The organism is Sphingobacterium micropteri, assembly GCF_014692515.1.
Taxonomy (GTDB): Bacteria; Bacteroidota; Bacteroidia; order Sphingobacteriales; family Sphingobacteriaceae; genus Sphingobacterium; species Sphingobacterium micropteri.
This window is the reverse complement of sequence record NZ_JACOIK010000001.1, coordinates 553,586-574,726: the sequence shown is the minus strand read 5'-3', so window position 1 is coordinate 574,726 and position 21,141 is coordinate 553,586. Positions and strand designations below refer to the sequence as shown.

General features: G+C 41.3%; 25 protein-coding genes. 13 read left to right on the top strand and 12 right to left on the bottom strand.

The annotated features are described in order from the left end of the window. Positions 1-14 precede the first annotated feature (14 nt). From H8B06_RS20935 to H8B06_RS02550, 5 genes are all read left to right on the top strand, one after another. A complete protein-coding gene (locus H8B06_RS20935) occupies positions 15-179 on the top strand; it encodes an IS3 family transposase (RefSeq protein WP_223857436.1) in 165 nt (54 codons plus the stop codon). Positions 180-478: 299 nt separating this feature from the next. Beyond that, a complete protein-coding gene (locus H8B06_RS02565; protein WP_190992694.1) occupies positions 479-916 on the top strand; it encodes a hypothetical protein in 438 nt (145 codons plus the stop codon). Between the two features lie 40 nt (positions 917-956). Beyond that, positions 957-1,196: a hypothetical protein gene (locus H8B06_RS02560; RefSeq protein WP_190992693.1), complete on the top strand. Its 240-nt coding sequence runs from the start codon at positions 957-959 to the stop codon at positions 1,194-1,196. Then, complete coding sequence (locus H8B06_RS02555; RefSeq protein ID WP_190992692.1) at positions 1,183-1,578, top strand: type II toxin-antitoxin system VapC family toxin; 396 nt, start codon at positions 1,183-1,185, stop codon at positions 1,576-1,578. Before H8B06_RS02560 ends, H8B06_RS02555 begins: the two co-directional genes overlap by 14 nt. 38 nt (positions 1,579-1,616) lie before the next feature. Next, complete coding sequence (locus H8B06_RS02550; RefSeq protein ID WP_190992691.1) at positions 1,617-2,273, top strand: hypothetical protein; 657 nt, start codon at positions 1,617-1,619, stop codon at positions 2,271-2,273. Here H8B06_RS02550 and H8B06_RS02545 read toward each other — a convergent pair. From H8B06_RS02545 to H8B06_RS02530, 4 genes are all read right to left on the bottom strand, one after another. After that, entirely contained in the window at positions 2,265-2,762 is a 498-nt protein-coding gene (locus H8B06_RS02545) for a hypothetical protein (RefSeq protein ID WP_223857427.1), read from the bottom strand. The two genes, H8B06_RS02550 and H8B06_RS02545, sit on opposite strands and share 9 nt — an antisense overlap. A 254-nt stretch (positions 2,763-3,016) precedes the next feature. Further along, positions 3,017-4,528, bottom strand: a complete 1,512-nt coding sequence (locus H8B06_RS02540; protein ID WP_190992689.1) for a carbon-nitrogen hydrolase family protein — start codon at positions 4,526-4,528, stop codon at positions 3,017-3,019. A gap of 1 nt (position 4,529) precedes the next feature. Further along, positions 4,530-4,856, bottom strand: coding sequence for a DUF3467 domain-containing protein (locus tag H8B06_RS02535; protein ID WP_190992688.1), 327 nt, complete (start codon positions 4,854-4,856; stop codon positions 4,530-4,532). A gap of 81 nt (positions 4,857-4,937) precedes the next feature. Continuing rightward, entirely contained in the window at positions 4,938-6,056 is a 1,119-nt protein-coding gene (locus H8B06_RS02530) for a M42 family metallopeptidase (RefSeq protein ID WP_190992687.1), read from the bottom strand. A gap of 256 nt (positions 6,057-6,312) precedes the next feature. Here H8B06_RS02530 and lgt point away from each other — a divergent pair, with 256 nt between their 5' ends. Next, a complete protein-coding gene (gene lgt / locus H8B06_RS02525) occupies positions 6,313-7,134 on the top strand; it encodes a prolipoprotein diacylglyceryl transferase (protein WP_130140664.1) in 822 nt (273 codons plus the stop codon). A 20-nt stretch (positions 7,135-7,154) separates the two neighbouring features. On the opposite strand, the gene aroQ is transcribed toward lgt, so the two are convergent. Further along, complete coding sequence (aroQ, locus tag H8B06_RS02520; RefSeq protein WP_190992686.1) at positions 7,155-7,571, bottom strand: type II 3-dehydroquinate dehydratase; 417 nt, start codon at positions 7,569-7,571, stop codon at positions 7,155-7,157. A gap of 36 nt (positions 7,572-7,607) precedes the next feature. Beyond that, positions 7,608-9,236, bottom strand: a complete 1,629-nt coding sequence (locus H8B06_RS02515) for a gliding motility protein RemB (RefSeq protein ID WP_190992685.1) — start codon at positions 9,234-9,236, stop codon at positions 7,608-7,610. Between the two features lie 140 nt (positions 9,237-9,376). On the opposite strand from H8B06_RS02515, the gene murI reads away from it, so the two are divergent. Next, positions 9,377-10,201 (top strand): glutamate racemase, encoded by an 825-nt coding sequence (gene murI, locus H8B06_RS02510; protein ID WP_190992684.1) that lies wholly within the window; start codon positions 9,377-9,379, stop codon positions 10,199-10,201. Between the two features lie 14 nt (positions 10,202-10,215). Here the strand turns inward: murI and H8B06_RS02505 are convergent, their stop codons facing one another. Next, positions 10,216-10,635: a SufE family protein gene (locus tag H8B06_RS02505; RefSeq protein WP_190992683.1), complete on the bottom strand. Its 420-nt coding sequence runs from the start codon at positions 10,633-10,635 to the stop codon at positions 10,216-10,218. Positions 10,636-10,639: 4 nt separating this feature from the next. Then, on the bottom strand, positions 10,640-11,863 hold the full coding sequence (locus H8B06_RS02500; RefSeq protein WP_190992682.1) for a cysteine desulfurase: 1,224 nt from the start codon (positions 11,861-11,863) through the stop codon (positions 10,640-10,642). A 106-nt stretch (positions 11,864-11,969) separates the two neighbouring features. Here H8B06_RS02500 and H8B06_RS02495 point away from each other — a divergent pair, with 106 nt between their 5' ends. The 6 genes from H8B06_RS02495 to H8B06_RS02470 all read left to right on the top strand — a co-directional run bounded on the left by H8B06_RS02495 (position 11,970) and on the right by H8B06_RS02470 (position 18,022). Beyond that, complete coding sequence (locus tag H8B06_RS02495) at positions 11,970-12,965, top strand: acyl-ACP desaturase (RefSeq protein WP_190992681.1); 996 nt, start codon at positions 11,970-11,972, stop codon at positions 12,963-12,965. Between the two features lie 172 nt (positions 12,966-13,137). Next, on the top strand, positions 13,138-13,572 hold the full coding sequence (locus H8B06_RS02490; RefSeq protein WP_190992680.1) for a MarR family winged helix-turn-helix transcriptional regulator: 435 nt from the start codon (positions 13,138-13,140) through the stop codon (positions 13,570-13,572). Between the two features lie 48 nt (positions 13,573-13,620). Beyond that, positions 13,621-14,625 carry an NAD(P)/FAD-dependent oxidoreductase gene (locus tag H8B06_RS02485; protein ID WP_190992679.1) on the top strand — a complete coding sequence of 335 codons (1,005 nt, stop codon included), beginning with the start codon at positions 13,621-13,623 and terminating at the stop codon, positions 14,623-14,625. A gap of 1 nt (position 14,626) precedes the next feature. Next, entirely contained in the window at positions 14,627-14,956 is a 330-nt protein-coding gene (locus tag H8B06_RS02480) for a 2Fe-2S iron-sulfur cluster-binding protein (protein WP_190992678.1), read from the top strand. A 67-nt stretch (positions 14,957-15,023) separates the two neighbouring features. Then, positions 15,024-16,337: an NAD(P)/FAD-dependent oxidoreductase gene (locus H8B06_RS02475; RefSeq protein ID WP_190992677.1), complete on the top strand. Its 1,314-nt coding sequence runs from the start codon at positions 15,024-15,026 to the stop codon at positions 16,335-16,337. A 5-nt stretch (positions 16,338-16,342) separates the two neighbouring features. Beyond that, positions 16,343-18,022 carry a DNA polymerase/3'-5' exonuclease PolX gene (locus H8B06_RS02470; RefSeq protein ID WP_190992676.1) on the top strand — a complete coding sequence of 560 codons (1,680 nt, stop codon included), beginning with the start codon at positions 16,343-16,345 and terminating at the stop codon, positions 18,020-18,022. A 34-nt stretch (positions 18,023-18,056) separates the two neighbouring features. Here H8B06_RS02470 and H8B06_RS02465 read toward each other — a convergent pair whose 3' ends face one another. The 4 genes from H8B06_RS02465 to H8B06_RS02450 all read right to left on the bottom strand — a co-directional run bounded on the left by H8B06_RS02465 (position 18,057) and on the right by H8B06_RS02450 (position 21,053). After that, positions 18,057-18,863 carry a M48 family metallopeptidase gene (locus H8B06_RS02465; RefSeq protein ID WP_190992675.1) on the bottom strand — a complete coding sequence of 269 codons (807 nt, stop codon included), beginning with the start codon at positions 18,861-18,863 and terminating at the stop codon, positions 18,057-18,059. Positions 18,864-19,030: 167 nt separating this feature from the next. After that, positions 19,031-19,678: a glycerol-3-phosphate 1-O-acyltransferase PlsY gene (gene plsY, locus H8B06_RS02460; protein ID WP_190992674.1), complete on the bottom strand. Its 648-nt coding sequence runs from the start codon at positions 19,676-19,678 to the stop codon at positions 19,031-19,033. 27 nt (positions 19,679-19,705) lie between these two features. Then, complete coding sequence (nadC, locus tag H8B06_RS02455) at positions 19,706-20,560, bottom strand: carboxylating nicotinate-nucleotide diphosphorylase (RefSeq protein ID WP_223857426.1); 855 nt, start codon at positions 20,558-20,560, stop codon at positions 19,706-19,708. A gap of 82 nt (positions 20,561-20,642) precedes the next feature. Next, a complete protein-coding gene (locus H8B06_RS02450) occupies positions 20,643-21,053 on the bottom strand; it encodes a DUF4783 domain-containing protein (protein WP_190992673.1) in 411 nt (136 codons plus the stop codon). Positions 21,054-21,141 lie beyond the last annotated feature (88 nt).

Here is a 21,141-nt window from a genome sequence, read left to right as displayed (position 1 = left end):
CATTAAAAGCTGAAATGGTCTACCATAGAAAATTCATGGATCAGCAGTCAGCTAAATTGGAAATCTTTGGATACATTGAAGGATTTTACAATACCCAAAGAATACATTCTGCTCTGGGGTATAAAACCCCTAAGCAGATCGAAGAGATGCTATTGGAAAAAGAAAAAATGGCAGCATAAAAAAGTCTCCTAATTTAAGTTGCAATTCCAAGGAGACCTTTGTACGAAAACAAGAGAATGCCCATCTCTCCTTGTGCTACAAAGGTAGAGATTAGGCATTGATCTCCCGAACTTGCGTACAATGAAAATTTCCTAGGTTTTCGATAGCAAGATTCAGCATCAATAGCCAAATAAATCAATAGGTGACAGCATTATGAGCTGTCATCATGATACAAATATAATCATAAATTCGATTATTACAAATTTTTAAGCTGTATACAAAATATTAATACTAAGCAAATGCAGTGTAAAATGCTGCAATGGAAAAAATTAATAGGTTATCACTTTACATACTGAATACGATAAAATTCAAAAGACTTGTTTTGGGAAAGTCTGCCTACCAGTTATCTTTGGATATCAAAAAAAGTGAGGGATACGTAACTAATATGGAGAATCAAAATACACCTAACCAATACAACTCCGCCGACTATCCGCTTATAGCTGCTGAACTGGGATGTGAACTATCCGATTTAATTCCGCCGGATAACTGGGAAGTCAGTGACTCGCATGAGAAAGTAGACAAAGTGGTCGTTTCCTTATCCGATCCTGCATTTGTACGTCGCGTGCTGGAAGGTATAAAAGCGTCACCAAAAGCCGATGTGCTGGAAGACCTTGATAAATTGTATAAGCACCTCTCAACCAAAGACGCCAACGAAAAAGCCGTGATCAAAAAGGTTTGGGAGGGGTTTGGGAAATAATTTGTAAATTTGAGGATAAACGAAGAAAGTGAGGTACAATATGGTATCAGAAGCAAGGAAACTACATATCATCGAAGAGATATTGAAGTTAAATAGCGAATCTACTTTAGCTACTATTGAGAACTTTTTGAAAAAAGAAAAAAAAGAGGATCGTAAAGTAACAAAGACAAAATCTGCTTTCCGCGAGTTTTCAGGTATATGGAGTAAGGAAGAAGCTGCCGAAATAGAGAACATCATAGAGGAATCCTGCGAAACCATCAATCCAGATGACTGGAAGTAATATCCTTTTGGACACGAATATAGTCATTGAACTATTCAAGGGCAATGAAGCTATAATAGCCAATCTAGAGGATAGAGACATGGTTGACATTCCATATGTAGTGCTTGGAGAGTTGTTGCTCGGTGCTTATCGTTCGACAAATCTCAAGAAGCACAAATCGGAAATAAACAGCTTTTTGAAACGATGTAATGTGATAGGTGCAGATGCAAAAACTTCTGGCACTTATGGCATGATCAAAGCTGAATTGTTAGAAAAAGGTAAGCCGATTCCCGAAAACGACATCTGGATAGCTGCTGTCGCAAAACAGTATGGCTATATTTTGGTCACAAGAGACAAGCATTTCAATGAAGTCAATGGATTACGAGTGGTGAATTGGTTTTAGAATACCCAGATATTTTAATTTATTCAATTTAATATCCATTGATAGAAGTCCTGCAAAAACCATCTATACGCAAAGCAGACAAACCTGACGTCATTATGGCGCGGATGGATTATGTTATTATCTGCCGAGTCATCGAGCAATTGAACGAGATGGGCATGACGGACGACGAGCTTTCTTTTCTATTGGGGAAACCCAATAACTATGTTTTTGGGTTTATCGTCAAGCCCAGTGACAAAAATCGTTTTAACGAAGATCAGATAGACTTGCTCCCCTACATCTTGAACTGTACCTTCTCCGCAATTATTCCCAATGGTACGGAGCCGGGTAATATTCAACTTTACCATACGAAAGCTGTAGATGACGCCGGCTACAAGGGATTCTCCCATATCATATACTCCGATGAAGGAGAAGGCACACGTATCATCTGGAAAAAGCCAAAAGCACCGAAAGGAAGCACACGGAAAACAAACCAGGAACTGTTGAAACTCTTGAAAACATGGATTGATGAAGGATATTTCGGCCAAGAACGGAATGCCCTAGAAATCTATAAAAGGCTCATCACACATTCTACTGTAGTTTTTCAGATAAGTGAACTGGAAAAGTGCATCAAAATACTTTGCGGCTCAAGATATGCTTTGCTCCAGAAGAAATCTGTTGATGGGGTGTTGAGGTATTGGAACAGGGAATTACTTTAGCTCATTCGTTGGCTTACTGTTTTTAAATCCAATAGAACCGTTATTTACTTTTATGTCAATTCTCTTTTCACTAAAAAAAGCAATCAACTCATCAAGATCAGAGTACATTAAACATGTGATAAAAAAGGTCTGCCCATCATTTGTAAAAACTTGGAGGTTCCAAAACCGTTCAAGCCCTGCCGTATAACGTCCTGTATTATAAGAGGCTGTTTTATTACACATTATTATCTCGATATCATTATAGGTATAGATAACCGAATAGTCATCTTTTGAATAGGTGAGCTGCGAATCTTCTAATTCAATTGTTGTCCCTCTACTCTTTTGGGTGTACCAGAGCTGTACCACCATCCCCGGGAACACTGTAAGTAATATAGCCGGAATGAGTATCCACAGACTTTCCTTACTTTCTATCCCTAGATATCTTATAGACAGATAAGCCACACCAATTAATAGGATAAGCACAAACAACCATGATTTAGCTGACTTCAAATGGCAAATATAATTTTCTTTTATAAGCATAGTTCACGTGAATTTTTAGAAACGGCTATTTGGATTTTCAAATTAAAATGGTGAATAATATTTTGATGAAATTGTACTTCTAATCAGATTATTTTTCCAAACACCAGCCTCATGTTGCAACTGATTATATCCTTTATATAATATTTTGCCCACATCAAAATAAGTTCCAATTACAAAACCGCCTACAGCTCCAGCAAATCCTCCATGTGAAATAGTGAATCTCCTTATTTTAGGAGATTCACCTCATATAGATCCTTTCTTCTGTCCTTCAGTATTTTTACCGTGCCATATTCGTGCAAATCCCGGAGAGCATATAAATCGACATCTGCTATCAATACCATTTCGGTGTTGGGTGTCGCCTCGGCTTTGATGCCATTGTTGGGAAATGCAAAATCTGACGGGGTAAACACCGCAGATTGCGAATATTGAATATCCATATTATTGACGCGCGGTAGATTCCCAACACACCCGGCTATGGCTACATAACATTCATTTTCGATAGCGCGCGCCTGCGCACAAGCCCTTACCCGCAAATAACCATTTTGGGTATCCGTCATGTAGGGCACAAAAAGTATTTGCATGCCCTGGTCTGCCATAATCCGGCTGACTTCCGGAAATTCCACATCATAACATATCAAGAGTCCAACCTTACCACAATCCGTATCAAACACCTTGATTTCGTTTCCACCGACCATCCCATAATACTTAAACTCATTGGGCGTAATGTGAATCTTTTTATGCACATCCACTTTTCCATTTCGGTGGCATAGATAAGACGCATTATACAGTTTCTTATATTCCATGATCGGCATGGATCCGGCGATAATATTAACATTATAAGATACGGCAAATTCCTGCAGCTTTTCCACAATTTCGCTGGTTAATTCCGCAAGTTTCTCCATAGCAGCACGCTCGGGTAGATCATTGTATGGGCTCATCAACGGCGTATTGAAAAATTCCGGAAACATCACAAAATCCGATCCATAGTCACTCACCGCATCCACAAAGAACTCCACTTGCTCGTAAAAGTCGTTTATATCTTTAAACAGCCGCATCTGCCATTGCACCAATCCTAATCGTGTAGTTTGTTTGGAAGCTGACGAAGAAATAGCATCAGGATCATAATAAATATTATCCCATTGCAATAGGGTCGCAAATTCATTGGACTCCTTATCTTCCGGAAGATAATTCTTCAGAATCTTGGAAACGTGAAAATCATTGGACAGCTGAAACGTCAGTGTCGGGTCAAAAATCTCTTTCCGCTTTACTTTTTCGATATAGGTCCGCGGTGTTATTTTATCCGCATACGCATGGTAATTCGGTATACGCCCGCCCGCAACGATACCCCGAAGGTTCATTTGCTCACATAGCTCTTTCCGTGCGTCGTACAGACGTCTACCTAAACGCAATGACCGAAAATCAGGATGTACAAATACCTCAATTCCATAGAGGATATCCCCTTCATAATCGTGGGTCGAAAACTTTCCATCGTCGATAATCTCATAATATTTCTGGTAAATATTAGTTTTCTTCGAATCGATGATCAACGAAAGTGCACAGGCTACGACGCGCCTGTCTACCTCCACACACAGTTGCCCCTCGGGAAAGACTTCGATTAGATCTACTATGTTTTCCCGCGTCCACACATCGCCCGTATCACCACCATAAGCCTTCTCCATCGAGCGCTTTAAATCCTTGTAGTCCTCTATCGTTAAATTTCTAACCGCTATATCCATTCTACGCCTCCCCTTTTGGACCTCCGAAATTTAATGGCAGCCCGGGCTCCCCTGCTTTGATCGCACCATTGGCCGCCTCAAACCGACTCACATTATCCTGCAATGCGCCTAACAGCCGCTTAGCGTGCTCTGGTGTTAAAATAATTCTGGATTTAACCTTTGCTTTCGGTATTCCGGGCATGATGCGAATAAAATCCACTACAAATTCAGAGCTAGAATGTGTAATAATCGCAAGGTTACTATACGTACCTTCCGCAATCTCTTCACTCAATTCTATACTCAGTTCATTATTCTCTGCTTCTTCGTTGTTATTGTTCTTCAAGTCCATTTCAAAATAAAAATTAAAACTGTAAAATTAAAAATGTAAAATCCACCCTGTTACGGAAACCGATGAAAATACAGGCGGGAATTAAACGATAAAACTCCTAAAGTCCTGCCCATCTTCAATTTTCAGCAACACTTCATAAATAAGCCGTATAACATTATCCAGATCTTCTTTATGCACCATTTCGACTGTCGTATGCATATAACGCAGCGGCAAGGATATCAAGGCAGAAGGAACCCCTCCATTGGAATAAGCAAAAGCATCGGTATCCGTTCCGGTGAAACGGGATGACGCCTGCCGCTGAAACGGAATGTCGTTCTCCTTCGCCACGTCGATCAACAATCGGTTCAAATTGATCTGCACCGCAGGTGCGTAAGACAATACGGGGCCTTGACCACAAGCCAAATCGCCCTGCGTAATTTTATTAATCATGGGCGTTTGTGTATCGTGCGTTACATCCGTCACAATCGCAAGGTTCGGTTTAATGTAATGGGTAATCATCTCTGCCCCACGTAAACCGATTTCTTCCTGCACTGCATTCACGATATATAAACCAAAAGGTAGTTTTTTCTTATGCTGTTTTAACAAACGCGCTACTTCCGCGACCATAAAGCCTCCGGCACGGTTATCTAATGCGCGTCCGACGTAATAGCGATCGTTAAGCACCATAAATTCATCTTCATAAGTCACCACACAGCCTACATGAATCCCCATCTCTTCCACCTCTTCTTTGGAAGTTGCACCACAATCCAAAAAGATGTTCTTCAAGGAGGGCGCATCCTCCTTCTCGCCCGAACGCGTGTGTATAGCAGGCCATCCAAAAACCGCTTTCACCGTTCCCTTATCCGTATGAATATGTACGCGTTTTGACGGGGCAATCTGATGATCAGAGCCCCCATTCCGGATCACGTATATCAGCCCGTCTTTGGTAATATAATTAACAAACCACGATATTTCATCGGCATGGGCTTCTATAACTACTTTATACGCGGCATCCGGATTGATGATACCCACCGCCGTACCGTAATTGTCGATATAGGTTTTGTCCACATAAGGTTTCAGATAATCTAACCATAAGCGTTGGCCTTCCCATTCAAAACCGGTTGGTGAAGGGTTATTGATGTATTTTTCAAAAAACTTTAACGATTTATCCGTGACAACGGAAACATGTTTCTTTTTTTCTTTTTCTTTTTTATTTGCCATATTATCATTTCATTCAGTGAGCAGTAATCTCTGACCAGTGACAGCTTTATTATACAACCTCTTAACTCTCTAACTTTCTAACTCCCTAACTTTCTAACCCTCACTCCTCACCCATCCTATCAAAGTTAGGAATTTCACCCAAATAGCATAAGAAATTTGATGTAATATTGGTTGAGGAATAATTATTTTTATATGCATATGCTTATATTGCATATAAAAATAAATTTATTTAGGTTTACCGCACAATTGAAGACTTATGCACGCAATATTAAATGTTATCCATTGGAATATAGATCCCATCATTTTTGAAATAGGTTCTTTTGGCTTGCGCTACTACGCGTTATGCTTTTTAGCTGCCTTTGTAGTATCCTATATCCTCATGTTAAAAATTTTCAAAAGAGAAGGGAAAACCCAGGAGCTGCTCGATCAATTAAGTATTTATATCTTTTTAGGAACGTTAATCGGCGCACGGTTGGGCCACTGTCTTTTCTATGAGTTTGACTATTACAGCCAACATCCACTGGAAATGATCCTCCCTTTCCGCATGGTCGACGGAAGTTTCCAGCTGACCGGCTTTCAAGGGCTTGCCAGTCATGGTGGTGCTATTGGTATTCTATTGGCGTTGTGGTTGTTTTCCCGAAAAACGAAAACAAATTTCATGTGGATTACCGATAGATTGATTATTGTTGTCCCACTAGCAGGCGCTTTTGTACGGTTAGGCAATTTTTTCAATTCGGAGATTATCGGACTTCCAACAGCGATGCCATGGGGTGTTGTCTTTGAACGGGTCGATATGGTAGCGCGCCACCCGGCCCAACTGTATGAGGCAATTGCTTATGTTATTATCTTCATCATTTTATGGACGATGTACCAAAAGAATGCAAAACCCAAAGCAGGTTATCTATTTGGTATATTCCTGGTTCTGTTATTCGGTGCCCGGTTTGTGCTTGAATTTTACAAAGAAAACCAGGAAGCTTTTGAAGACAGCATGAAGTTTAATATGGGACAATTACTAAGTATTCCCTTTATGATTGGCGGTCTATACCTTATTTTTCGAAAGCCGAAACAGAAAGCATAAATCCATTGGGAATAGATGGTCTATAAAAAACTCTCTATTCCCAATTTATAACTGTTTAGGCCAAAACCACAAATTACCCCGACACAGTTTTGCGCAAGATAGGAATGATGCCGAAATGCTTCGCGCTTGTGCACGTTGGATATATGGACTTCAACCACAGGAGTTGTAATACCAGCAATAGCATCGCCAATGGCAACGGAGGTGTGCGTATAGGCTCCTGCATTAAGCACGACACCATCATAAGAAAAACCAATCTCATGCAATGTATCGATAATACCGCCCTCGTGATTGCTCTGAAAGTAAGAAAGTTCCACAGCTGGATACTGCTGCTTTAAGGCGCCAAAAAAAGATTCGAAATCTTGATTCCCGTAGATATCTTTTTCCCTTACTCCTAATAAATTTAAATTAGGACCGTTTATGATCATGATCTTCTTCATACTATTGCAAAGTAAAAATTAAAAAGTAATTTTTACTTATATATCGCCATAAAAATTACGAAACGAAGACCGAAGACCGAAACTGATAACACCAGATTTCTCCGTAGGCGATTCAGCTATCTGGTTATAACGCTGCGTATAGCCTACTTCGAAACGTAAGTTATATTTTGGATTCAATACATACGCCGCTTTTACATCGGCATAGTAGAGGTCGTTCTTTACACCTTGCCCAATATAATTCCCATGCATATTGGGGATAGTTCGATAGGACTGAAAAATATCACCGCCCATGTTTGTCAAATGGTCAGGATCGGTGCCATACCGGCTGTACAGGCCCTGTATCGAAAAATCGAAACGATTCCATGAATAATTGACCATACCAAGCAACTCTCTAAAATTAGCTCCTCGGGGGTGCGCTAGCGGTTCCCCGTTATTACTATAATTAGAAATCGACACAAAATGTTGATAGGTATAAGGTCTTACGACATTATATTCCGCTATAAAATTAAGGTTCTGCACCTTAAATATATTAAAGCCTTTCACCCCTAACTGCGTTCCCCATTTGTTATGTGCATAACCGTTGCCCGCAAAAAACTCTTTGGCGGTAAACTCCCCTAACAAAAATTGTCCGTAAGCCGTCATGTTATCCAGTACTTTATATTTAGCATTCAGCCCCAAGAACATTTTATCAGGCGAAGTCGAGTTGTTGGATTCCACCGGACGCAAGAAAATAATAGGATTAGCATAGTTAAAATCAAAACCACGATGCCCCGCTTCGTTACGATTCGCCCACACAACCGCTTGGAAAAAGCCAACCGACAAGCGATTTGTGGCGTTATAATCCAAATATTGGAAAGCCCCCCATTTACTACCGTCACCAAATCGGCCACCGGAATTGAGCGAATCTATGCGTGGATTTCTCGGGTCGTTCATATACGCCCAAATCGATGTATATTGCACATTCCCTATCTTACCCGTGAATTTCAAATGTGCGTAATTTGAAGAAAAGTCCGATAATAACAAAGAACGATAGCCATCTCCGATATGGTTCTTGTCATACGCCAATGTTGCCTGGAAGTAGTCACTAAAGTCATAGCTTAAGTTCGCTGTAGCATACATCCAATCTTTTTTATTACCCGCTAAGTCTTTCACATGTCCCTGTCCGGGAATCACACCTGCTCTATCGATATAATCCGTAAGATAATTTGGAAAAACACCCTGATTTTCAAATGCATTCGCATAAAAAGTAAACTTATCCTTAATATTCAATCCCAACTGTACACCTCGGGTATTTAACCAAGTCGTTCTTTTATCCGCACCGATCATTTCTTTTCCGATGACGAAATCCGGCAAAAAATCCAAATAAAAGCTATGATCTTCTTTTTGAATATCCACCAGATGTTCATTGAATATCTTCCGCAGGAAAAGATTGTCCGAATCCACTTGATTTAAACTTTGGATGGAATCATACTTCGTCAATAAATCTCCTTTGAAAAGAAAAGGTTTAGTGGCGGTATGCATCCGTGTATTGGGGGAATAAAGAAGTTCGTCGTATTTCTGATAGTGTTGGTATGAATAAGGTTGATTCTTAACCTGAGCTTCCGCCACCGACGTCGCCACCATCCATACGCATGATACAAAGACGAGAACGTAATAAAACTTCATAGATGAAAATATATTATACCTGTTCTTCCTAACAATTATTATTCCTAATTTCATTCCACATCAAAGGTAACGATATTATAGTTGGAAAACTTACAAAGAAAAACCATCTTTGCTTAACAAAAGAAGCCGGTGAAGATATAATGATAGATACAACAAAGCAAGGCCCAATTGGTATATTTGATTCTGGCTACGGTGGATTAACCGTATTTCGTAAAATTAAGGACGCTTTACCGTTATACGATTACATTTACTTAGGAGATAATGCGCGTGTTCCTTACGGCACACGTCCATTTGAAGAAGTTTATGATTTTACAAAAGCTTGCGTATTTAAACTCTTTGAGTTAGGTTGTAATCTTGTCATTTTAGCTTGCAACACAGCTTCCGCAAAAGCACTGCGAACTATTCAACAGCACGATCTCCCACCCGGAAAGAAAGTATTGGGGGTCATTCGTCCAACTACGGAATCCATACATCAATACACCAAAACGAATGAAGTCGGTGTGCTTGCCACACAGGGCACAGTATTATCCGAGTCCTATAAAATAGAAATCACAAAGTTCCACCCAGAAATAATAGTATATCAACACGCCTGCCCATTATGGGTACCACTTGTTGAAAAAAATGAAATAAGCGGTGAAATAGTCAGTAAAATTGTCCAAAGGGATATAGCGCAGATACTTGGACAAAGCCCGCGGATCGACACACTTATCCTTGCCTGCACACACTACCCCTTATTATTACCGCTTATATGTCAGCACACCCCATCTGCTATACAAATCTTGCCGCAAGGCCGGTTGATTGCCAATAGTTTGGATGATTATTTTAACCGCCACCCCGAAGTGGAAGAAGTATGTTCAAAAAACGGTCGCATGCAGTTTTTCACAACGGATAATCCCCTGGACTTTGAAGAGAAAGCAGCGATATTTTTTGGAGAAAAAGTGCATGCACAATACATTTCCGTATAGATACGGAAAGTATCTTAATCTCTCATTTGCAACGCTACGGCATACAATTTCATTTGCTTTACCATAGACAACAAACCGTTGGCACGTGTAGGAGAAAGATGTTCTTTCAAGCCGATCTCATCAATAAAATAAAGGTCTGCCTGTGCAATCTCCTGTGGGGTATGTCCAGAAAGTACCTTTACCATTAAACTTACCAAACCTTTCGTAATAATGGCATCACTATCCGCGGTAAAATATACCTTCCCGTCTCGCAACTCCGGATATAGCCATACTTTTGATTGACATCCTTTAATAATATAATCGTCTTTTTTGTATTCTTCTTTAATCAAGGGAACTTCTTTTCCCAATTGGATGATGTATTCATATTTTTCCATCCAGTCTTGATAAAAAGAAAAATCCTCAATGAGTTCGTCTTGTATTTGGTTTATCGTCATTTTTTTATACTAACATTCGCAACGCTCGTTGCAAACCTTCTCTTAAGATATCCACCTCTTCTTTCGTATTGTACATCGCCAATGACACCCGCACGGTACCGGGTATATCAAAAGCATTCATGACCGGCTGTGCACAGTGATGTCCCGTCCTTACGGCCACACCCAATTTATCGAGTATAACACCAATATCATAAGGATGCACACCATCCACAACAAAAGAAATAACAGAAGACTTATGTGCTGCTGTGCCGATAAAGCGGATTCCGTCGATTTCCGACAAACGCGATGTTGCGTAAGCCAACAGTTCATCTTCATAAGCTTTGATCGCCTCTAAGCCGATACTTTCGATGTAATCTATAGCATCACCCAGGCAAATCCCTGCCTCGATATTAGGTGTTCCTGCCTCAAACTTAAAAGGCAGCTCATTATAGGTGGTCTTTTCAAAAGTCACGTCCTTAATCATATCGCCGCCACCTTGATAAGGAGGCATTTTATTCAACAGTTCCTCTTTCCCATACAATACGCCGACCCCGGTCGGACCATACATCTTATGTCCCGAAAAAGCAAAGAAATCTACATCCACTGCCTGTACATCGATAGCGACGTGCTGTATCGCTTGTGCGCCATCAACCAATACGGGCACACTATGCTCATGCGCAATATCAATCATCTCTTTTACAGGGTTCACGGTCCCCAATGCGTTGGACACATAGGTGAAAGAAACGAGTTTGGTCCGCTCCGAAAACAGCGATTTGTAAGCTTCTATATCCAGCTCTCCACGATCATTCATGGGAATAACACGTAGCTTACACCCTTTTTCATCGCAAAGCATTTGCCAAGGCACAATATTCGAATGGTGCTCCATGGCAGAAATGATAATTTCATCTTCAGCATTTATAAATGCACGCCCGTAGCATGAAGCAACAATATTGATAGCCTCCGTCGTTCCCTTGGTAATAATGATTTCGTGTTCATGCTTCGCGTGGATGAATGCTTGTACTTTACGACGTGTTACTTCGAAAGCGTCGGTGGAAATCTGACTTAAATAATGCACGCCACGATGCACATTACTATTCATATCAGCATAATAACGTGTAATGGCATCAATAACCTGCTTCGGCTTTTGTGTCGTGGCACCATTGTCAAAATAAACCAATGGCTTCCCATTCACTTCTCTACCTAAAATCGGAAAATCCGCCCGTATCTGCTCTATATCAAAAGTTCTCAATGTCTATACTCCTTAAATATCCTACAAAGTTAGTATATTAAGTACGAAAACACGTCAACAGGATGTATTCTTTTTTTGTGCTCAATTCGTTATCTTTGTACAAGCTATGCAAGAATTACCATTAAATATACCTGAGGGCTCGAGAAAAGAGGTTATGGCATATTTAGAGCCGTTCATGTTAAATGAAATGAGCGAGTATCTAAAGCCGGTAGAGGAAATGTGGCAACCAGCTGATTTCTTGCCGGATGCTTCGCGCGGTACTTTTTTCGAAGAAGTGCGGGATCTGCAGGAAAGTGCAAAAGAACTTCCTTATGATTTAGTTGCTGTACTTATCGGTGACACCATTACCGAGGAGGCCCTTCCCACCTATGAGTCCTGGTTGACGATGGTCGAGGACGTCGAGAAAAATGAACAAGGTGGATGGATGAAATGGGTACGCGCGTGGACCGCGGAAGAAAATCGTCACGGCGATTTGCTGAACAAATATCTGTACCTATCAGGTCGCATCGATATGCGGCAATTTGAAATATCAACCCAATATTTAATACAAGATGGATTTGACATCGGCACAGGCGCCGATCCCTACCGCAATTTTGTCTATACCTCATTTCAAGAGTTAGCGACTAACGTGTCGCACCGTCGGGTAGCGGGCATTTCCAAAAAATCAGGGGATAAACTACTGGCGAAAATGTGTGGCGTCATCGCCGCTGATGAAGCACGGCATGCCAAAGCTTATATGTCGTTTATAACCCATGCCATGAAGGTAGATCCCAGTGAGGTCATGATCGCTTTCGAAGACATGATGCGTAAAAAGATCGTGATGCCGGCCCATTTTATGCGGGAAGCCGGCGAACCCCAAGGCGAAGCATTTGCACATTTCTCCGATGCAGCACAACGTATCGAAGTATACACGGCCTTAGACTATATCGATATTCTTCGGGAACTTAACCGCGAATGGGCTATCGACAAAGTGACGGACTTGAACGAAAAAGGGGAAAAAGCACGAGACTATCTGATGAAATTGCCCGATCGTTTGACAAGGTTGGCAGAAAGGACAAAAATTCCCGAGATGCAATATAAATTTAAATGGATCCATGGATAATATCCGAAAAGGCTTAGACAAAATCTAAGCTTTTTTTTGTAGAATATTAATCTTTTCGTAAATTTACTTGTCACACTAATAATTGTCATAGAATCTGTATGAATGATCGTACAAAAAAGAAAAATCAATCATTCATGCAAGCTTCATTGCCATAAAAAAACAGACTATTCAAATGAAAAAAGAACAATATACCCAATATTCTTTCTTGTTGGATCGAACCGCCAGACGGGTAAAACAATATGCACAAACCTCCTTTTCAGAAAAAGCTTTCGATATTACCATCGATCAATGGTCTATCCTGAAAGTGTTATATAATGAAGACCCGATGACGCACAAGGAGCTGGCGGAAAAAACAGGAAAAGATCAACCTACTTTAACCCGCATCGTTGATATTATTATAAAAAAAGAATTAGTGGAACGTGTAAACCACCCGGAGGATAGGCGATGTCTACTTATACAGCTTACCGCTAAAGGCAAAAATAAGGTAAAAGAACTTTCTCCCGAGATAGCCCAGATTCGTATGAAAGCCTGGGAAAATCTTTCTGAGGAGGACTTCAAAAATTTCACCAGAATACTGGATACGATATATAATAATTTGAATATATAAACATAATCGGCAATCAACAACCCGATAATTAAATAAATACAACACACCATGATAAAAACAGATATATGCATTATAGGGGCCGGCCCGGTTGGTTTATTCGCTGTATTCGAAGCTGGCTTATTAAAAATGAGATGTCATTTAATCGATGTATTACCTCAAGTTGGCGGACAGCTTTCGGAAATATATCCGCATAAGCCGATCTATGATATTCCGGGCTACCCTAGTATCAAAGCGCAGGAGCTTATCGACCAACAAATGGAACAAATTGCACCCTTCCAACCCACATTCACACTAGGGGAACGCGTGGAAAGTTTGCAAAAGCAAGACGACGGTTCTTATCATGTCATCAGTTCCGATGGTACGGTCATTCATTGCCAAGTGGTGGTCATTGCCGGTGGGCTAGGCTGCTTTGAACCGCGTAAGCCTGATTTGACCAATTTGGAGCTTTATGAAAAATCACATGTGCACTATATGGTCAAAGATCCGGAACGTTTCCGCGACAAGCGTATCGTGATCGCTGGCGGCGGAGATTCCGCACTCGACTGGACGGTATTTTTGGCCAATGTGGCAAAAGAAGTCACCCTGGTGCATCGCAACGATTCTTTCCGGGGTGCGCCCGATTCTGCCGATAAAGTTTATCGACTTGCACAGGAGGGAAAAATAAATCTGTTGTTATCACATAATCTGGTTTCGCTCGGCGGAAATGGCCATTTGGAACACATTCATCTGACCAATAAACAGAAAGAAAATGTTATCGTACCTACCGAAGACTTTATTCCGTTATACGGGTTAAGCCCCAAGCTGGGTCCCATTGCGGAATGGGGATTGCATATTGATAAAAATGCGATCGAGGTCGACACATTTGATTATGCGACCAACGTGGAGCGCATCTATGCAATCGGCGATATCAACACCTACCCGGGAAAACTCAAATTAATTTTGTGTGGATACCACGAAGCTGCTTTGATGTGCCAAAGTGCTTTCAAATATGTTTATCCGGATCAAAAGTTAAGTTTCAAATACACCACTGTAAACGGTGTTAATGCATTCTAAAATGGAAAACATCATTCATATTACTGTCGAAGATCGTGATGGAGCAACGCAGACTATCGAAGTTCCCACAGATATCAATTTAAGTGTGATGGAAATATTGAAGGCTTCCGCATACGATATTCTGGCCACTTGTGGTGGCATGGCTTTGTGTGCAACCTGCCATGTGCAAGTATTAAATGGCAGCGACGCGTTACCGGATGCCACGGATCAAGAGCTCGACATGCTGGATACACTACCAGATGCCGATATGGAAAGCAGGCTAGCCTGTCAATTGCATCTTACGAACAACAACGACGGATTAAGATTAAAAATCAAAGGAGCATTACAATAATAAAAGCACATTTTTTTACGCTATGTTTTCGTACTTTTGCCCCAAAATAGAACAAAATTAGTTTATCATGTTATTAAATCGTTCTGAAAGAAGCTTTCCGAGAGTCATTATCATCGGGGGTGGTTTTGGTGGTGTCGAGGTCGCTAGAAGCTTGAAAGATAAGGAGGTCGAAGTATTGTTGATCGATAGGAATAACTTCCATACTTTTCAGCCGCTGATGTACCAGGTAGCTACCGGAACATTAGCAGCAGACGCTATTTCCTTTCCTATCCGTAAAATGTTCAAATCACAACAGAACTTTCGGTTTAGAATGGCGGACGTCACCGAAATAGATCACGTGCAAAAGATTGTTAAAACATCGGTTGGTGATTATGATTACGATTATCTGGTTATTGCGACCGGTGCTACGTCCAATTTCTTTGGCAACAAGCAAGTCGAGAAATATGCCTTGCCTATGAAAAGTATTCATGAGGCTTTACATATCCGCAGTTATGTTTTGCAAAACTTGGAAGAGGCCGTGCTCCGCAAGAACTACCATGATCGGGAACGCTTTCTTAATTTTGTAGTAGTAGGTGGTGGCCCTACGGGAGTAGAGCTTTCCGGAGCAATAGCCGAAATTCAGCTCCACATGCTTAAAAAAGATTATCCGGAACTATCGAAAAATGAAATGAAAGTATACCTCGTAGAAGGTACCGGAAAAATATTAGCGGCCCTATCCGAAAAATCTTCGCAAGATGCGGAGCGCTACCTGCGGGATCTTGGTGTAAATATATTACTCAACACACAGGTAACCGGCTATGATGGTGACACGATTACGTTTTCCAACGGAGAAAGTATCCCGACGAAGACCGTAATCTGGGGTGCGGGTGTGATGGGACAATTCCCCGCAGGCATACATCCGGAAATTATTCAGCGCGGTAATCGTATACAAACAGACGGCCAATGCCGCGTGGGTGGGATGGAAAATGTCTATGCTATTGGTGACGTTGCCGCGATGATTACCGAAGACACCCCCAGAGGACTTCCAGGCGTGGCTCCTGCGGCACAACAACAGGGCGCCTATGTGGCTAAACACATCTTGAAAAATATGAACAATCAAGAGGCGACTGATTTTAAATATTTTGACAAAGGTGCTATGGCCACTATCGGACGAAACAAAGCGGTCGTGGATATGGGCCGTTTCCACATGAAAGGATTTCTAGCTTGGCTAACCTGGATGTTTGTCCACCTGGTTTCTATTTTTGGATTTAGGAACAAATTGGTGACCTTTGTTAACTGGACAATTAAATTTTTTACCAAAAATAGCGGTATCCGCCTTATTATCAATAAATATAAGCGACCCGATATAGAAAAGGAAACGGAAATCGAATATCATTCTTAATCATCATGGAAAACAAAGCCATAGCCAAAACTTTTAAGTTATACAGTCAACTCATGGAGTTGTTTAACGAAAATCCGTTTCGAACAAAAGCCATGGCTTCTGCTTCCTTTAAGATTGATAAATTACCATTTCCGGCAGCAAGCGCTACCATCGATCAGCTCAGTACACAACCGGGCATTGGTAAAAGCACAGCCGAAAGGATTATGTTGATTCTGGAGACGGGTTCATTTCCCGAATTGGACAACCTTATTGCCCAAACTCCGGAAGGTGTTTTGGCTATGCTTACGATAAAGGGGCTGGGTCCCAAAAAGATTCGATCCATCTGGAAAGATCTGGAGATTGAATCTATCGGCGAACTCCTCTATGCCTGCAATGAAAACCGGCTAATGGAAGCAAAGGGTTTCGGTTTGAAAACACAAGAAGAAATTCGTAAATCTATTGAGTTTTCCAATGCTAACCAGGGTCTGTTCCTGTATGCAGGAATCGAAAAAATTGCGGCAACCTTTTTGGGTAGCCTGGTTTCCCGTTTTCCGGACCAACAACATGCTTTCACAGGAGATTTTCGACGTAAATGCGAAATCATTGCTTCCATTGATATATTGACGACCACTCCTATTCAAGAGGTGGTGACCTTTATAAAAGACACACCCGCCTACGCGATCGAAGAACAGCTGGAGGCAACAGTTCATTTAAGCGACGAACTGGGTGTTCGTTATGATATCCAATCGACAACTGAAGAGCGTTTTGCGCTCGACCTCCTACGCACAACGGGCAACGATACACATATAAAAGAACTGCAAGCCATACAAGCAAATTTGCCGAATCTTGCATCCGAGGAGGCAATCTACGAAGCGTTGGGATTATCGTATATCGAACCCGAACTACGAGAGGGTGCTGGAGAAATAAATTGGGCGAAAAACGGACAATTGCCCGAGCTGATCACGTATGCAGACTTAAAAGGCACACTGCATAATCACTCGACGTATAGCGATGGTGTGCATTCGTTGGAACAAATGGCGATGTACTGCAGAGATGAACTTGGATTGAGCTATTTTGGCATCTGTGACCATTCGAAGACGGCCGTTTATGCGAGCGGTCTTAGCATAGCGCTGCTACAAGAGCAATGGATGGAAATCGAGCGGTTAAACAATAAATTAGCTCCCTTTCGGATTTTCAGCGGAATAGAATCCGATATTCTATCCGACGGCAGTCTGGATTACCCAGACGACATCCTTGCGAGATTTGATTTTGTCGTAGCCTCTATCCATAGCAACCTACGCATGGATGAAGAGAAAGCTACCCAACGGCTAGTTACGGCTATCGAGAATCCATATACTACTATCCTTGGGCATCCGACAGGCCGCTTGCTACTCAGTAGACCGGGCTACCCTATTGACTACAAAAAAGTAATAGATGCCTGTGCAGCAAATCAGGTGGTTATAGAGATTAACGCTAATCCATTGCGGCTCGACTTGGATTGGCGTTGGCAAAGATATGCTCTGGAAAAAGGTGTCTTGCTATCGATTAATCCCGATGCGCACCGCATGGAAGGCTTAAAAGACATGCAATATGGTGTATATGTTGCACGGAAGGGCGGATTATCTCCCGAACGCTGTCTAAATGCTTTCTCACTCGCGGAAATAGAACAATATTTTGAACAGAAGAAACGAGAAAGGCCTGCATAACGCAAGCCTTTACTTTTTTTCACTAGATATTATCTTATCGCTTATAGTATTGCATCGCCTGAGGGATAAGCTTCTCAATATCGGCCACCCGCCTGGCATCACTCGGGTGGGTACTCAAAAATTCCGGTTGTGCATTAGCTTTTGATTTCGCCGCAGCCATACGTTCCCAAAAAGATACCGCATGCTGTGGGTTATACCCAGCCATCGCCATAAACATCAAACCGAGCTGATCCGCTTCCGATTCGTTGCTACGCGAGTATTTCAATAATGCCAACTGTCCGCCGATACCGTAAGCATTGTTTACTAACCCTTGTACAATGGAGCTTTTTCCGGATGTTGCCACACCTAAAACCTGCGCACCTACCTGCAACGCGTATTGGTTGGACATCTGCTCCATCGAGTGGCGAGCTATAGCATGTGCTATCTCATGTCCCATTACCGTAGCCAAACCATCTTCATTAGCCGTAAACGGCAAGATACCTGTATATACCGCAACTTTCCCGCCAGGCATACACCAAGCATTCACATCGGCACTTTGCACTAAATTAAATTCCCAATTAAAATTAAACTGGTCTGAAAGGCCTTCCGCCTTCAAATACTGATTTACGGCCGCAGCGATATTATTCCCCACTCTTTTCACTAATGTGGCATCCGATGTACCGGTAACTACTTTTGTATTGGGATCACCCAAAAATTCCTTATACGCTACAGCCGCTTGCTGCTGTATCTGGTCATCACTTACCAATGCTAACTGTTTTCTACCAGAAAGTGGTACGGTAGAACACGCCGCCATAATCGCTATAATAGCCGCTAGAGAAGTATATTTAAAAATCTTTTTCATAATCATTTAGTTTGTCTACAAACGTAACAGATAAAAATAATATAATACAAATCCTATGCCTAAAAGCTAAATATATGACATTTTTCAGCTACAAAATACGGTCATCCTCCTCCACTTTCACCAACTCTCCTTAACACGCCTTTTTTCTAAAAAAGGAAGATATAATCTTACACCTTCTTCTTCTTAAACAAATAAATCTTGGATTCATGTCCCTTCAAAAGCCTTTCAATGTTTTTTTGATGGGTGACCAATATCAACGCACAGATGGCTATCCCATAGAGTAACACGGCCGGAACAGATGTGTGAAAAACAAATGCAATACTAAAAGGAAAGGTAAAACCTGCTAATATGGAACTAAGCGATACATAGTGTGTGATGAGCAATGTCAACAAAAATACTGTTACACAACATAGCGCTGCTTCCGGATGAATGGCAATGACCATCCCGAATAGCGTCGCTACGCCTTTACCGCCCCGAAATCCCGCAAAAATGGGAAAAAGATGTCCCAATACGGCAATAACGCCTAGTGCTAATTGGAAGTTTACAAATTGCATAGAACTAGGTATACCAACAACAGTAGCATCTAAAAGAAAAGGTAAATTGGTGGCTGTCCAGCCTTTGAATATATCGACAAACATGACAATCGACCCGGCTCTTTTACCTAATACCCGAAAGGTATTCGTCGCTCCTGCATTCCCACTTCCATACTCCCGCACATCTACCCCATAGAAAGCCTCACCAAACCACACCGCGGATGGGATGGAGCCAAATAGATAAGCTAAGATAACTATGCCTATTAGATAAATCGAAATCATATATTAATTTAAGCTTCCTAAAGATAACTATACAATTTTAGCTTTTAAGCTTAAATCCAAACTTTTTACAGAATGTGTTAATGCGCCCACCGAAATATAATCTACGCCGGCCAAGGCATAATCGCGAATAGTTTCCAAGGTAATTCCCCCAGAAGCCTCCGTCACCAAACGTCCTCCCACAAGCTCTACGGCCTTCTCTACTTCCTTTGGCGTAAAATTATCAAACATCACCCGGTCCACATATTCATTGGCCAATACTTCTTCCAGTTCTTGAAAACTCCGCACTTCTATTTCGATAGGAATAGACAACCTATTCTCCGTTCGGTAAGCTTGGGCACGCGTTAGCGCATTGGAAATACCGCCGGCATAGTCTACGTGATTATCTTTGATAAGCATCATATCATAGAGTCCAATCCGATGGTTAGCCCCTCCCCCGATATGCACTGCTTCTTTCTCCAAAAAGCGTAATAACGGCGTGGTTTTACGGGTATCTAAGACTTTCGCCTTCGTTCCTTCTAATTGCTTAGCGTAGAGATTGGTCCGGCTAGCAATTCCCGACATGCGCTGCATGACGTTCAATACCAATCGTTCCGCTTTTAAGATGCTGTGCACGCTACCTTGCACAAAAAAAGCTATATCTCCAGATTTGACTTCTGCCCCATCTTCCAATAGCACATTAATCTTTAAATTTGGATCTATAATATTAAAAATTGCTACCGCCACGGTAACACCTGCAAGAACACCTGTATCTTTTACAAGCAGTTTTGCTTCTCCCCGTACGTTTTCTTGAATAGTGGATAAGGAAGTATGGTCGCCATCTCCTACATCTTCTTGCAGTGCTAACGCCACAAACTGCTCCAGTTTACTCAACTCTACCGCCATTTATTCGAATTAAATTAATAAGCGAAGATGACAAAAATATATTTTATTATAAAATCCTATGTCAATTTTTAACAGTCTGTCGCTACTCAATTCGTATCTCGGCAATCTTAAAATCCTTATTGTTAGCCTGTACAAATTTTATAAATACCCGATAGTTTTTTGCATTGGCTTTCAATGAAAAGACAACAAACGACGTGGTTGAAGTATTGGCGCGCTGTTCCTCTTTCAATCCATCTACTTTATTCGTTTGAAAAAAATCATTCAATAGCAGCTCAGCTTGAAATTTTGTAAAAGCTCCCTCATCTTGCTTGACGGAAAGATTGACACTGTTATCAAAAATAGCACTCAATTTTTTCGCATTTCCTTCTTTTATAGCTGCTGATGCATTCTTTACCGCATCGTCAAAAGAAGTATTCATTGCAAATGCTAACATACCCATCATGCACCATAAAACCAACACCGCATACTTAAACACCTCTTTATAATATTTCATAAATCTTATTTCTATTTCTCTTCTGGAACACGCTAAAACTATGCCAACTAACGGGTATCTAAATTGATCTTGACCGTCATATAGTTAC

What these genes read in the sequence shown, in the direction of transcription:
- H8B06_RS20935 (WP_223857436.1), top strand. Translation starts at nt 15, where the DNA reads ATGGTCTACCATAGAAAATTCATGGATCAGCAGTCAGCTAAATTGGAA.
- H8B06_RS02565 (WP_190992694.1), top strand. Translation starts at nt 479, where the DNA reads ATGGAAAAAATTAATAGGTTATCACTTTACATACTGAATACGATAAAA.
- H8B06_RS02560 (WP_190992693.1), top strand. Translation starts at nt 957, where the DNA reads ATGGTATCAGAAGCAAGGAAACTACATATCATCGAAGAGATATTGAAG.
- H8B06_RS02555 (WP_190992692.1), top strand. Translation starts at nt 1,183, where the DNA reads ATGACTGGAAGTAATATCCTTTTGGACACGAATATAGTCATTGAACTA.
- H8B06_RS02540 (WP_190992689.1), bottom strand. Translation starts at nt 4,528, where the DNA reads ATGGATATAGCGGTTAGAAATTTAACGATAGAGGACTACAAGGATTTA.
- H8B06_RS02535 (WP_190992688.1), bottom strand. Translation starts at nt 4,856, where the DNA reads ATGGACTTGAAGAACAATAACAACGAAGAAGCAGAGAATAATGAACTG.
- H8B06_RS02530 (WP_190992687.1), bottom strand. Translation starts at nt 6,056, where the DNA reads ATGGCAAATAAAAAAGAAAAAGAAAAAAAGAAACATGTTTCCGTTGTC.
- lgt (WP_130140664.1), top strand. Translation starts at nt 6,313, where the DNA reads ATGCACGCAATATTAAATGTTATCCATTGGAATATAGATCCCATCATT.
- aroQ (WP_190992686.1), bottom strand. Translation starts at nt 7,571, where the DNA reads ATGAAGAAGATCATGATCATAAACGGTCCTAATTTAAATTTATTAGGA.
- H8B06_RS02515 (WP_190992685.1), bottom strand. Translation starts at nt 9,236, where the DNA reads ATGAAGTTTTATTACGTTCTCGTCTTTGTATCATGCGTATGGATGGTG.
- murI (WP_190992684.1), top strand. Translation starts at nt 9,377, where the DNA reads ATGATAGATACAACAAAGCAAGGCCCAATTGGTATATTTGATTCTGGC.
- H8B06_RS02505 (WP_190992683.1), bottom strand. Translation starts at nt 10,635, where the DNA reads ATGACGATAAACCAAATACAAGACGAACTCATTGAGGATTTTTCTTTT.
- H8B06_RS02495 (WP_190992681.1), top strand. Translation starts at nt 11,970, where the DNA reads ATGCAAGAATTACCATTAAATATACCTGAGGGCTCGAGAAAAGAGGTT.
- H8B06_RS02490 (WP_190992680.1), top strand. Translation starts at nt 13,138, where the DNA reads ATGAAAAAAGAACAATATACCCAATATTCTTTCTTGTTGGATCGAACC.
- H8B06_RS02485 (WP_190992679.1), top strand. Translation starts at nt 13,621, where the DNA reads ATGATAAAAACAGATATATGCATTATAGGGGCCGGCCCGGTTGGTTTA.
- H8B06_RS02480 (WP_190992678.1), top strand. Translation starts at nt 14,627, where the DNA reads ATGGAAAACATCATTCATATTACTGTCGAAGATCGTGATGGAGCAACG.
- H8B06_RS02475 (WP_190992677.1), top strand. Translation starts at nt 15,024, where the DNA reads ATGTTATTAAATCGTTCTGAAAGAAGCTTTCCGAGAGTCATTATCATC.
- H8B06_RS02470 (WP_190992676.1), top strand. Translation starts at nt 16,343, where the DNA reads ATGGAAAACAAAGCCATAGCCAAAACTTTTAAGTTATACAGTCAACTC.
- H8B06_RS02465 (WP_190992675.1), bottom strand. Translation starts at nt 18,863, where the DNA reads ATGAAAAAGATTTTTAAATATACTTCTCTAGCGGCTATTATAGCGATT.
- plsY (WP_190992674.1), bottom strand. Translation starts at nt 19,678, where the DNA reads ATGATTTCGATTTATCTAATAGGCATAGTTATCTTAGCTTATCTATTT.
- nadC (WP_223857426.1), bottom strand. Translation starts at nt 20,560, where the DNA reads ATGGCGGTAGAGTTGAGTAAACTGGAGCAGTTTGTGGCGTTAGCACTG.
- H8B06_RS02450 (WP_190992673.1), bottom strand. Translation starts at nt 21,053, where the DNA reads ATGAAATATTATAAAGAGGTGTTTAAGTATGCGGTGTTGGTTTTATGG.